We start from the raw sequence: 12,794 nt of genomic DNA on the forward strand, positions 1-12,794 counted from the left end.
GGCTCACCGCTGCTGTTCGGTGAACCCGTCCCTGACGTTGTCGAAGACCGGGCGGTAGGTGCTCCACTTGGTCTCCGGGGCCGAGAGGTAGATGTCGTACTCCCGGCCGCCCGCGGTGCCGTAGCCGAGGTCGATGGCGCGGAAGACTCGGGCCCGGCCCTGGAAGGTGAACTCCCACACCGCCGCCGGCTGCCCTCTGAAGGTGGTCTCCTGCATGCGCAGTCTGCGGTAGACGGAGTAGTTGGCCTTGGTGTTCGCCTCGATGTCCTTGAAGTGCCCGACGGGGTTCGACCCTGCCGGGTCGACCATGCCGATGGTGATGCCGGCCAGGCCGGTCGAGTCGGTGTAGGTGACCTCGTCGTCGCTCGATTTCTTCTGCTCCCAGCCGTCGGGCACAGGGAAGGAGACTCCGAGCTGTTCGGCTCGGACCTCGTGGTAGCCGTCGGGGACGGGCGAGGGCGTGACGGTCGGGGTCGACGTGGGGCTGTCGGCTCCGTCGTGGCCGCCTCGGTGCGAGGACACGTAGAGCGTGGCGGCGGTGGCGGCTGCGGCCAGGACGGCGAGGACCGGCAAGAGGACACGGCGCCTGCGGCCGCGACGGCGGCGGCGTGCGCTTCTGCCCGTCGGCGCCGGTGGGGTCGGCCGGGTCGCGGAAGTGTGGTGCGTGGTCGGGTCGTCGTGCTGCGGGCCGGCCGGCACCGGGGCGGCGACGGCGGAGGTCTGCACCGTCGGCGGGCCGGTGGACCAGGTGGCCCGCAGCGCCCGTTCCGTCTGCTCCGCCGTGGGCCGGTCCTCGGGGTCCTTCGACAGCAGGGCGTCGATGAGCGGTTCCAGCGAACCGGCCTTCAGCATCGGCTCCAGTGGGTCGACGGCGATGGCGTACGCGGTCTCCATGGCGGTGTCGCGGCGGTACGGCGGACGCCCCTCCACCGCCTGGTACAGGGTCGCGCCCAGCGACCACAGGTCCGAGGCCGGGCCGGGCTTGTGGCCGCGGATCCGCTCGGGGGCCATGAAGTCGATGGAGCCGATCATCTCCCCGGTCTGGGTGAGTGTCGAGGTCCCGGCGGTCTGCGCGATACCGAAGTCGGTCAGGACGACCCGGCCGCCGGGGCCGAGCAGGACGTTGCCGGGCTTGATGTCACGGTGCAGGACGCCTGCCGCGTGCGCGGCCCGTACCGCGGAGATCACCCCGAGGCCGATGCGTGCCGCCTCCTCGGGCGGCAGTGTCCGGCCGCCGTCGAGGACGTCGGCGAGGGTGCCGGCGGGGACGTACTCCATGACGATGCACGGCTGCCCGTCGTCGTCGACGACGTCATGGACGACGACCACATTGGGGTGCACCACCCGGGCGGCACTGCGCGCCTCGCGGCGGACCCGCTCGTACAGCGTGGTGACCTCCGCGTCGGCCAGGTGCGGCTGGGTGTGGAGCCGCTTGAGGGCGACCTGGCGGGCGAGTTCCTCGTCCTCGGCCCGCCACACCGTGCCCATACCGCCGCGGCCGATGCGCTCGAGAAGCCGGTAGCGCCCGCCGACGAGCCGCCCTTCGTCCGACACAGCTTCGCCCTCCGCCTGCTCTGCCCCCTTTGCGTCACTTAGCCATGCACACTAACCGACATATCCGCAGAACAGGCGCCCAGTCCGTGTCGATCGCGTCATACGGGTCCGCACCCGCGGGCGGTCCGGGACCTGCCCTAGCCGCATACCTTTCGATACGCCGTGTCCGGTACGTACGTCCGCCACTGCTCCCCCGTCAGGTCGCCTCCCGCGCGGGTGCACACGCGTCGGACCGCCTGAGCCGGGTCGACGGTGTACCGCTGCAGCGGTACGTGGGCGCCGCTCGCGAACAGCGTGCGGCTGTCGGCGGCGAAGGCCAGGGAGTCGATCGCCTCGCCGGGGGTCTGCAAAGGGCCGCCGATCGGCTGAAGGGTTCGGGTGTCCCACAGCTGGAGCGTTCCGGCGTCCGAGGCCGCCGCGAGGGTGCGGCCGTCGGCACTGAGCGCGAGGGCGCTGATCGTCTCCGGGCTGTCGGGCGAGGAGTCCGGGAAGACGTCGGGCAGGGTGCCCGCGCGGCGGTGCAGGTCGCCGTCCCAGAGAACGACGCGGCCGGTGCGGTCGCCCGCGGCCAGCTGGGAGCCGTCGGCGGTGAAGGCGAGAGCCTTGGTGCCGTCCCGCAGCAGCCCCAGGGCCTTGGGCCGCCCGGAGGGGAGGCGGACGGCACGGTCCTCGCCGGCGAGGAGTCTGCCGTCGGGGCGGACCGTGAGGAGGGTGCTCGCCAGGCCCGCCACCGTGCCCGACCGGCGGTGGCCGGTGACGTCCCACACCTCGTCCAGCAGGCTGCCGTCGCCGGTCGGACGGGCCGCGTACAGGGTGCGGCCGGCGGGGCCGAGGGCCAGGGACTGCACGCTTTCCGAGGGGTGTGCCGCCGCCAGGTCCAGCGTGGTCAGGACGCGGGCGCGGGTCAGGTCCCAGACCGTGATCCGCTGGGCGGCGGGGTCGTGGTCGGGGGCCGTGAGGCCGTACGCGAAGGTCTTGCCGTCGGGGCTGAACGCCATCAGGGGTGCGGTCTGCCGTTGGGCGTCGGAGTCGGATGAGGCCGACAGCGGCACGGACGGCAGTGTCCGTGTGCCGTGCCCGTCGCCGCCGGTGTCGCGGAGCACGAAGCGGTAGCGGGCGCCGATCCGTTCGGCGGTGGCCGCCGTGCGGCCGTCCGGGGCGAGCAGGGTGGCGTCGGCGGCCCGGGCGCGCCACTCCGCCGTGGTGGCGGTCGTCGTGTCGAAGGAGTGGACCGTGCGGCCTTCCAGGTAGCGGAGGGCGGGGTGGCCGGGGTCCCAGGCCAGGGTGCCGTAGACCTGCTGTTCGTCGAGGGAGTGGCGGAAGACGGGGGTGTCGGGGGCCGCGAGCCGCCACACCTTGATCTCCGTGCCGTCGGCGGTCGCCAGGAACGCCCCGTCCGGGCTGAATGCGGCGGACGTCACCTCCGGGTCCTGGAGCGCGGCCACCTGGCGTCCCGTGCCGGTGTCCCAGACATGCACGCCGGTCGCGTCGGCAGCGGCGAATCGGCGGCCCGGCCCGAACACCAGTTGCACCGAGCCGGTGCACAGGCCGTCGGCCTGCTGCCAGGCGCCGGGAAGTGTGCGGTGGCCACGGACGTCCGACACCTGCGGCGCCCTCCCGGCCGGACAGACGGCCAGCAGGCGGTCGTCGGAGCTCGGGGCGACGCGGGTCTCATCGGGCGCCCGCGTCTCGGACAGCAGCCGCCCGCCGGGGACGGAGCGCAGTTGGACCCGCTCGCGGGTCGGGTCGCTCACCAGGTAGCTGCGGCCGCTGCCGCCGAAGGCGATCGAGGTGGTCTTCCGGGGCAGGGGGCGGGGGTCTCCGGTCCAGCGGCCCCGCGCCGTGTCCCACAGCCGCAGCCCGTCGCCCGTGCTGAGCGCGAGGATGCGGGCGTCGGGGCCGGCGGCGAACACCTGTGCGCCGTCCGGCAGTGTTCCCGTGGCGGTGCGGCGATGCGTGGTCACGTCCCAGGTGCGCCAGGTCCGGCCGTCGATGCTCAGCAGAGTGCGGCCCGAGTCGGCGAGGAAGTCGTTGGTCATGTTGCCCGGCTCGGGGTCGGTGAAGGCGTCCATTTCGGGCTGGGCGAGGCCGCCCAGCAGGGCACGGCGGGACTCGGGCAGCGGGGAGGTCCGCCAGGCGGCGGCGCCCAGGAGCATCGCCGCGCGCGGGTCGGTCGTACGGAGTGAGTCGGCGACGACGGCGAGGCGGCGGGCGGCGGCGTCGGTGCGCTGCTGTTCGTTCGTCTGGTGCTGGGTCCACGCCACCAGTCCGGCCGTGAGCGCGACGGCGAGGACGGCGGACAGTGTCGCCAGCAGCAGCCGGGTACGGCGGGCGGCCTGTGCGGCCGTTCGGCGTTCCGCCTCGCGCGCGTGCAGGGCTGCCGCGAGGAACTCCCGCTCGGGGGCGGTGAGTTCGGGATCCGTGAACTGCTCCCGGGCGAGGTCGAGCCGGGTGCCGCGGTAGAGGGTGCCGGGGTCGCGGTCGTGCTCCAGCCAGGCGCGGGCCGCCTCGGCCAGCCGCCGGTGGTGGCGCAGCCGCTCCCGGTCCTCCTCCAGCCAGCCGGCCAGCCGTGGCCAGCAGGTGAGCAGGGCTTCGTGGGCGAGCTGGGCGCCGTCCTCGTCGGTGGTGAGCAGGCGGGCGCGCGCCAACTGTTCGACCACGCCCGGCACGGCCGGGTCGGCCCACTCGGCGAGTTCGGCGCGGGTCAGCGGGCGCCGGGTGTCGGGGGTGCCGTTGCCCGGTTCGACCATCCGCAGCAGCAGCCGTCGGGCGACGGCCTGCGCCTCGGGGTCCAGCTGCCCGTACACCTCCTCCGCGGTCGCGGCGATCGCCCCGCGCACCCCGCCGGCCGCCTGGTACGCGGCCAGGGTGAGCATGCGGCTCTTGCGCCTGCGCCAGGTCTCCTGCAGGGCGTGGGAGAGCATCGGCAGTCCGCCGGGCTCGTCCAGGACCTCGTCGACGAGCCGCGCGGTCAGCTCCCGTTCGACCAGGAGCCCGGCGGCCGCGGCCGGCCTGACCACCGCCTCGCGCAGTTCGTCGGCGGTCATGGGACCGAGCGCCAGCGCGGCGCCGGACAGCGCGTCCGCCAGGCCCCGGTGCTCCAGGCAGCGGGCGTAGAAGTCCGCGTGTACGGAGAGCAGGACGCGCAGCCGGCTGCCCGGGGCCCTGGACGCCAGCAACAGGTCGATGAAGCGGGCCCGTTCGGTCTGGTCCCGGCAGAGGGTGAAGACCTCCTCGAACTGGTCGACCACCACCCAGCACTCCGGCTCGTCCGCCTCGGGGGTCAGGAGGTGGCCGTAGGTGGCGGCCGGGCGGGCGCCCGGGGTGAGGATCCGCAGCACCGTCGGGCTCCCCCGGCCCGCGGCCCGCTCCTGGAGCCCGGGGATCAGCCCCGCCCGCAGCAGCGAGGACTTCCCGCTGCCGGACGCGCCGAACAGCACGGCGAGCCGGTGGTCGCACACCAGCCGCTCCAGCCGCTGAGCCATCCGCTCGCGGCCGAAGAACAGAGGCCGGTCGCCGGGCTCGAAGCGGGCCAGGCCGCGGTAGGGCGGGCGCGCGCCCTCCGCCTCCTCCCGAACGGCCTCGGCGGTGGCCGCCTCGACCTCCTTCCAGCGCGGCTCCCACTCCCCCGGGTCGCCGCCGCAGGCGCGCACATAGCCCCGGACCGCATCCAGCGAGGGCAGCCGCTCGCCGCCGGCCGCCCGGGACAGCGTCGTCGCGGAGACACCGGTGGCCGCGGCCATGGCCCGGTACGACGGGTTGCCGGCGGCCCGGCGCAGCTCACGCAGTTGATGCGCGAGGCGCTCGACGGGTCCGGCGCCCGGGTCCAGAGGTCTTTCGGGACGGCCCATGGGCCACCTCCTGCACTGCGGATCGCGAGCCGACGGCGGTACGGACGGCTCACCCCGCCAGATGCCGATCCGGCACGGGAGGTTCCGGTTGATTCCGTTGACAGGAGGGGGCTGTGCATCAACTCGGCGCTGGCCAGCCTGGGAGCCACGGAACTCAGACACCAGGGGAACCCTTGCGTAAACACGTCAAAAGAGCACGCGCGAAACGAGCTTGCGCGGCCGCGGCCGCGACGGTGGCCGCCCTGGCGCTGGCCGCGGAGCTGGCCGACCTGGCACAGGCGACGCCCGCGTCGACTCCCGCGAAATTCGCCGAGAGCACCGCGAGGGCAAGCGGCCGCATCCACCAGATCACTCTCATCACCGGTGACCGCGTCGCCGTGGATGCCAAGGGCCGGGTCGTCGGCGTGGAACGGGCCAAGGGGCGCGAGCACATCCCCGTACAGGTCCGCACCGTCGGCAAGCACACCCTCGTCATCCCGATGGACGCGACCCGGATGATCGCGAGCGGCAGGCTCGACCGTCGGCTGTTCGACATCACCGAGCTCAACAAGGCAGCCAACCGCAAGAACCAGAAGAACGGCGTGAAGGTCATCGTCGGCTACAGCGGCGCCGCGCGCGCCGCGAAGGCGGGCGTGCGGGACACCGGGACGCTCGGTGCGGCCTTCAAGTCCCTGAACGCCGACGCCGTTCTGGCGTCCCGTCAGAACGCGCCCGGGCTGTGGAAGGCCGTCACCGACGGCAACACCCTCGCCTCCGGCATCGCGCACGTCTGGCTCGACGGCGTCCGCAGGGCGAGCCTCGACGAGTCGGTGCCGCAGATCGGCGCTCCGACGGCCTGGGCGAAGGGCTACACGGGCAAGGGCGTGAAGGTCGCCGTGCTGGACACCGGCATCGACACGACCCACCCGGACCTCAAGTCCCAGGTGGCCGAGTCCAAGAACTTCACCACGGCCAAGGACACCATCGACCACTTCGGTCACGGCACGCACGTCGCGTCCATCATCGCGGGCACCGGCGCCAAGTCCGGCGGCAAGTACAAGGGGGTCGCGCCCGGCGCGAGTCTCCTCAACGCCAAGGTCCTCGACGACGAGGGCGGGGGCGACGACTCCGGCATCCTCGCGGGCATGGAGTGGGCGGCCCAGCAGGGCGCGAACATCGTCAACCTCAGCCTGGGCGGCGGCGACACCGAGGGCATCGACCCTCTGGAAGCCGAGGTGAACGAGCTCTCCGAGCAGAAGGGCATCCTCTTCGCCATCGCCGCCGGCAACGAGGGCGAGGGAGGCGCCGAAACCATCGACTCCCCGGGCAGCGCGGCCGACGCGCTCACCGTCGGCGCCGTCGACGGCAACGACAAGCTCGCCTACTTCTCCAGCCGCGGCCCGACCGTCGACGGCACCCTCAAGCCGGACGTCACCGCGCCCGGCGTGAACATCACCGCCGCGGCGGCCAAGGACAGTGTCATCGCCAAGGAGGTCGGCGAGAACCCGCCCGGCTATCTGACCATTTCGGGTACGTCGATGGCGACCCCGCATGTCGCAGGTGCCGCCGCGATCCTCAAGCAGGAGCACCCCGACTGGACGTACGCCCAGTTGAAGGCGACGCTCGTCGGCTCCAGCAAGGGCGGTGACTACACGACCTTCGAGGGCGGTGCCGGCCGTATCCAGGTCGACAAGGCCATCGCGCAGAGTGTGGTCGCCGAGCCGACCACGCTGGACTTCCCCGTCCAGCAGTGGCCGCACACCGACGACACCCCGGTCACCAAGCAGCTGACGTACCGCAACTCGGGTACGGAGGACGTCACTCTGACCCTCGCCGCCAAGGGCTTCGACCCCAAGGGCAAGGCGGCCCCGGCGGGCTTCTTCGCTCTCGGCGCGGACAAAGTCACCGTCCCGGCGGGTGGCAAGGCATCGGTGAACGTCACCGTGAACGCCAAGCTGGGCGGCGACCTCAACGGCGGCTACTCGGCGCGCGTTTCGGCCACGGGCGGCGGGCAGACCGTCAGCACGGCGGTGGGCGTCGTACGGGAGACCGAGCACTACAACGTGACGTTGAAGTACATCAACCGCGCCGGGCAGAACCCGAAGCACATCGCCTCCATGATGTCCATCGACGGCCTGGGACCGGCTTCCTGGCTGTCGTCCGAGTCGACCGACAACACCAGCGTCGTCCGGGTGCCCAGGGGCAAGTACATCTTCGAGTCGGCGAGCGCGAAGGACCTCGTGACGTACCAGGGCGGCCTCGACTGGCTGATCCAGCCCGAGCTGAACGTCACCAGGAACATGACGGTCACGCTCGACCTGAACAAGGCCAAGTCGCCCGACATCACGGTCCCGGACCCGGCGGCCAAGCCGAAGAACGCATGGCTGGGGTACCGGTACTACCGGGGCCAGAAGGGGGCGGACGGCAACGGCGTATTCGTGGACTCCTTCGCCGACATCCGCGTCGCCCACGTCGGCCCGGCGGTCGACTACCTGTCCCAGCGGTGGGCCGGGCAGTGGACCTCGGGCGGCAAGTCCGAGTACGACATCGCGGCCGCCGCCTCGGTGACGAAGCTCAAGGCCGACTACGTCCGCCACTACAAGGCGAGCGATTTCGCCACGCTGAAGGTCGGCATGGGTTCCTCGGTCCCCGGCAAGACCGGTGCCGTCGCGATCACCGGCGCTCAGCCCGACGGAATCGGGTACTGGTCCCCCTACGCCGACTCGGTTCCGCAGAAGCTGCCCAGCACCCGCACCTACCACCTGTCCGCCGTGGAAGGCGCCGAGTGGCGGCCCGACTTCTACCAGTACTCGGGCAAGACGGACTCGGATGGCAACCCGGTCGTCGAGGCGACCTCCAGCGCCGCCGACTACCTGAAGTTCAAGGCGGGCCGGACCTACCAGCAGCGGTTCAACACGGCGGTGTTCGGGCCCGTCCGGTCCTCCGACACCGGAATCACCCGCGACGGCAACGAGATCGCCGGCGCGCTCCCCCTGTTCTCCGACGGCGCGGGGCACACGGGTGACTCGGACTTCACCTCGGCGACGACGACGCTGTACCGCAACGGCAAGAAGATCGGCTCCCTCCAGACCCCGATCGGCAACGACAAGCCGTTCAAGGTCCCGGCCTCGGACGGCGCCTACCGGCTGACCACCTCGGTCAGGCGCAGCGCCGCGCTGTCGACCGTCTCCAGCCGGGTCGACGCGACCTGGACCTTCCACTCGAAGAAGCCGAACCTGCCGGTCGACCTGCCGGTGTCCACGGTCCGCTTCAACGCGCAGACGGGCCTGGACAGCACGGTCGCGGCCGGCAGGACGGTCACCTACCCGGTCACCGTCCAGGGCGCGGCCAAGGGCAGCAACCTCAAGTCCCTTGCGGTGTGGGTGTCGTACGACCACGGCAGGACCTGGAAGAAGGTCACCGTCACACACGGCAGGATCACTGTGAAGAACCCGGCGAAGGGCAAGTCCGTCTCCCTGCGCGCCAAGGTCGTCGACAAGAAGAACAACACGTCGACGATCTCGATCTACGACGCGTATTTCGGCAAGTAACCCGCCGGGCAGTCCCGAGGACCGCTCGTCGCCGACATCGGTGACGGGCGGTCCTCGCTGTCGTCAACCAACGAGGTGATGGCGAACCTCGCCGGCACGGCGAAGACGATCTGAGGCGACCTGAGGCGACCTGAGGGTGCCGTCGGCGGACATCCCTCAGCAGGCCTGCCGGCTCTCGCGCATGGCCGCCGTGTACACGTCCGCCGTCGCCGCCGCGGCCGTGTCCCAGCCGAAGGAGCGGGCGTGGCGGGCTGCGGCCTCGCCCATGCGGGCCGAGAGCGTCGGATCGTCGGCGAAGCGGAGCAGTGCCCGCGCGTAGTCGACCGGGTCGTGCCCCGGTACGAGCACGCCGCTCACCCCGTCCTGCACCGCCACCGGCAGACCGCCGACCTCGGCGGCGATCACCGGGGTGCCGCAGGCCTGTGCCTCGACGGCGACCAGGCCGAAGGACTCGCTGTGGGACGGCATGACCAGGACGGATGCCGCCCGGTACCAGTCGGCGAGCCGGTCCTGGCCGACCGGCGGCCGGAACAGTACGACATCGGATATGCCGAGGCAGGCCGCCAGTTTCTGCAGACCTTCCGGCCTGGCCAGGCCGGTGCCGCTCGGCCCGCCCACGACCGGCACCACGATCCGCTCCCGCAGCTGCGGCCGCTCCTCCAGCAGCCGGGCCACCGCGCGCAGCAGGACGTCCGGCGCCTTCAGCGGCTGGATGCGGCCCGCGAACAGCGGTATGAGGGCGTGCTGCGGCAGTCCGAGGCGGGTGCGGGCCGCGGCCCGGCCGGCCTCGATTCCCGACGCGTCGGGCCGGAAGCGCTCCAGGTTGACGCCGGGGTGGACGACCGACACCCGGTCGGTGTCGGCGTCGTAGTGGCGCAGCAGCTCCTGCGCCTCCTTCTCCGTGTTCGCTATCAACCGGTCGGCGGCGCGGGCGACTTGAGTCTCGCCGAGCACGCGGTGTGCGGGTTCGGGCGTGTCGCCCTCGGCGAGGGAGGCGTTCTTGACCTTGGCCATGGTGTGCATGGCGTGCACGAGCGGGACGCCCCAGCGCTCGGCGGTGAGCCGGCCGACCTGGCCGGAGAGCCAGTAGTGGGAGTGGACCAGGTCGTAGTGGCCGGGGTGACGGCCGGCCCAGGCCTGTGTCACACCGTGCGTGAAGGCGCACAGCTGCGCGGGCAGATCCTCCTTCGCCATACCCTCGTACGGTCCGGCGGCCACGTGCCGCACCAGGACGCCGGGCGCGAGTTCGACGCTGGGCGGGAGCGCCGCGGAGGTGGCCCGGGTGAAGATCTCCACCTCGATGCCGATGGCGGCGAGGCGCCTGGCGAGCTCCACGATGTAGACGTTCATGCCGCCCGCGTCGCCGGTGCCGGGCTGGTGGAGTGGTGAGGTGTGCACGCTGAGCATGGCGACGCGGCGGGGGCGCCGCGGGAGCCTGAGCTGCGGGGGCGGGACGAGGAGGGTGCCGCCGTGCAGGAGTGCGCGCCGGGTCACGCCACGGCCTCGGCTCTCAGGTCGAGGCGCTGCTCGCCCGCGTACACGTTCATGGAGGCGCCGCGCAGGAAGCCCACGAGCGTGAGCCCGGTCTCCGCCGCCAGGTCCACCGCGAGGGAGGACGGTGCCGAGACCGCCGCCAGCAGCGGGATGCCTGCCATGACCGCCTTCTGCGCCAGCTCGAAGGAGGCCCGCCCGGACACCAGCAAAATGGCTTGGGACAGCGGAAGTCGACCGGCTTGGAGCGCACGGCCGACCAGCTTGTCGACGGCGTTGTGCCGGCCGACGTCCTCGCGCAGGTCCAGCAGTTCACCGTCGGGCGAGAACAGCGCGGCGGCGTGCAGGCCCCCGGTCCGGTCGAACACCCGCTGGGCGGAACGGAGTTGGTCGGGCAGGGCGGACAGCAGTGCGGGGGTGACGCGGACCGGGGGCGTGTCGGCGATCGGCCATCGCGCGGTGGTCCGTACGGCGTCCAGGCTCGCCTTGCCGCACAGTCCGCAGGACGAGGTGGTGTAGACGTTCCGTTCGAGTGTGATGTCGGGTACGGGCACGCCGGGGGCGAGGTGCACGTCGACGATGTTGTACGTGTTCGAGCCGTCGGCGGTGGCGCCCGCGCAGTAGACGATGTTCGCCACCTCCTCGGCCCGGCCCACGACGCCCTCGCTCACCAGGAACCCCGCGGCCAGCGCGAAGTCGTCACCGGGCGTGCGCATGGTGATCGCCAGCGGCTTGCCGTTGAGGCGGATCTCCAGCGGTTCCTCCGCCACCAGCGTGTCGGGGCGGGTGCTCGTCGCTCCGTCCCGGATGCGCAGCACACGCCGTCGTTCGGTGACCCGTCCCATGACCTTGCCTCTTCTCGCCGCTTCTCGCCTCTTCAGCACTCGATGACGTTGACCGCGAGTCCGCCGCGGGCGGTCTCCTTGTACTTGACCTTCATGTCGGCGCCGGTCTCCTTCATGGTCTTGATGACCTTGTCGAGGGAGACGTGATGGCGGCCGTCGCCGCGCAGCGCCATCCGGGCGGCGGTCACGGCCTTGACCGCGGCCATGCCGTTGCGTTCGATGCAGGGGATCTGGACGAGGCCGCCGACCGGGTCGCAGGTGAGGCCCAGGTTGTGTTCCATGCCGATCTCGGCGGCGTTCTCCACCTGTTCGGGGCTGCCGCCCAGCACCTCGGCGAGGCCGCCGGCGGCCATCGAGCAGGCCGAGCCGACCTCGCCCTGGCAGCCGACCTCGGCGCCGGAGATGGAGGCGTTCTCCTTGAAGAGCATGCCGATGGCGCCCGCGGCCAGCAGGAAGCGGACGATGCCGTCCTCGTCGGCGCCCGGCACGAAGTTGAGGTAGTAGTGGACGACTGCCGGGATGATGCCCGCGGCGCCGTTCGTCGGGGCGGTGACGACTCGGCCGCCCGCGGCGTTCTCCTCGTTGACGGCCATCGCGTAGAGCGTGACCCACTCCATCGCACGGCTCAACGGGTCGCCCTCGCTGCGCAGTTGGCGGGCAGCGGCGGCGGCCCGGCGGCGGACCTTCAGGCCGCCCGGGAGGATGCCCTCGACGGCCAGACCGCGCGACACGCAGCCCTCCATGACCCGCCAGATCTCCAGCAGTCCGGCCCGGATCTCCTCTTCCGTGCGCCAGGCCTTCTCGTTCTCCAGCATCAGCGCGGAGATCGACAGGCCGGTCTCCCGGGCCAGTCGCAGCAGTTCGTCGCCCGTGCGGAACGGGTGGGCGACCACCGTGTCGTCCAGCTTGATGCGGTCCGCGCCGACGGCGTCCTCGTCGACCACGAAGCCGCCGCCCACCGAGTAGTACGTCTTCTCCAGCAGCGGCACACCGTCGGCGTCGTACGCGAAGAGGATCATGCCGTTGGCGTGGTACGGCAGTGAGCGCCGACGGTGCAGGATCAGCTGGGTCGAGACGTCGAAGCCGATCTCGTGGGCCGGGCCGATCTGGGCGCCGAGGAGGCGGATGCGCCCGGTGGTGCGGATCCGCTCGACGTCCAGGTCGGCCCGGGCGACGTCGACCCTGTGCGGCTCGTTGCCCTCCAGGCCGAGCAGCACCGCCTTGGGGGTGCCGTGGCCGTGGCCGGTGGCGCCGAGGGAGCCGAACAGCTCCGCCCGTACCGCGGTGGTCTGGGCGAGCAGGCCGTCCTGCTTCAGCCGGGCGGCGAACATCGCGGCGGCGCGCATCGGACCGACGGTGTGCGAACTGGACGGGCCGATGCCGATGGAGAACAGGTCGAAGACGCTGATTGCCACTCCATACTCCGTGGGATTGGCGAGGCGCGCCGACGCGGGTCACGGGCACGCCCCTGCGGGAGGGTTGTCGGTTACAGACCGAGGTACAGCGGGTGTCTGTCGGCCAAC

The 12,794-nt window shown here is 72.2% G+C and carries 6 protein-coding genes; 1 reads left to right on the plus strand and 5 read right to left on the minus strand.

The window, feature by feature from the left end; all coding sequences use genetic code 11:
* Positions 1-3: 3 nt before the first annotated feature.
* On the minus strand, positions 4-1,554 hold the full coding sequence (locus P2Q00_RS33630; protein WP_275777358.1) for a serine/threonine-protein kinase: 1,551 nt from the start codon (positions 1,552-1,554) through the stop codon (positions 4-6).
* Positions 1,555-1,691: 137 nt separating this feature from the next.
* Positions 1,692-5,405, minus strand: a complete 3,714-nt coding sequence (locus tag P2Q00_RS33635) for an nSTAND1 domain-containing NTPase (RefSeq protein ID WP_275777360.1) — start codon at positions 5,403-5,405, stop codon at positions 1,692-1,694.
* Between the two features lie 173 nt (positions 5,406-5,578).
* Here P2Q00_RS33635 and P2Q00_RS33640 point away from each other — a divergent pair, with 173 nt between their 5' ends.
* Positions 5,579-8,935: a S8 family peptidase gene (locus tag P2Q00_RS33640; RefSeq protein WP_275777362.1), complete on the plus strand. Its 3,357-nt coding sequence runs from the start codon at positions 5,579-5,581 to the stop codon at positions 8,933-8,935.
* A gap of 156 nt (positions 8,936-9,091) precedes the next feature.
* Here P2Q00_RS33640 and mshA read toward each other — a convergent pair whose 3' ends face one another.
* The 3 genes from mshA to P2Q00_RS33655 are packed head-to-tail and all read right to left on the minus strand — an operon-like array spanning position 9,092 to position 12,686.
* Positions 9,092-10,429 carry a D-inositol-3-phosphate glycosyltransferase gene (gene mshA, locus P2Q00_RS33645; RefSeq protein ID WP_425579652.1) on the minus strand — a complete coding sequence of 446 codons (1,338 nt, stop codon included), beginning with the start codon at positions 10,427-10,429 and terminating at the stop codon, positions 9,092-9,094.
* Positions 10,426-11,271 (minus strand): formate dehydrogenase accessory sulfurtransferase FdhD, encoded by an 846-nt coding sequence (gene fdhD / locus P2Q00_RS33650; protein WP_275777364.1) that lies wholly within the window; start codon positions 11,269-11,271, stop codon positions 10,426-10,428. The genes mshA and fdhD overlap by 4 nt, the downstream gene beginning before the upstream one ends.
* A gap of 32 nt (positions 11,272-11,303) precedes the next feature.
* Positions 11,304-12,686, minus strand: coding sequence for an L-serine ammonia-lyase (locus P2Q00_RS33655; RefSeq protein ID WP_275777366.1), 1,383 nt, complete (start codon positions 12,684-12,686; stop codon positions 11,304-11,306).
* Between the last annotated feature and the right edge of the window lie 108 nt (positions 12,687-12,794).

It is taken from the genome of Streptomyces coacervatus, from assembly GCF_029223485.1.
Classification (GTDB): domain Bacteria; phylum Actinomycetota; class Actinomycetes; order Streptomycetales; family Streptomycetaceae; genus Streptomyces; species Streptomyces coacervatus.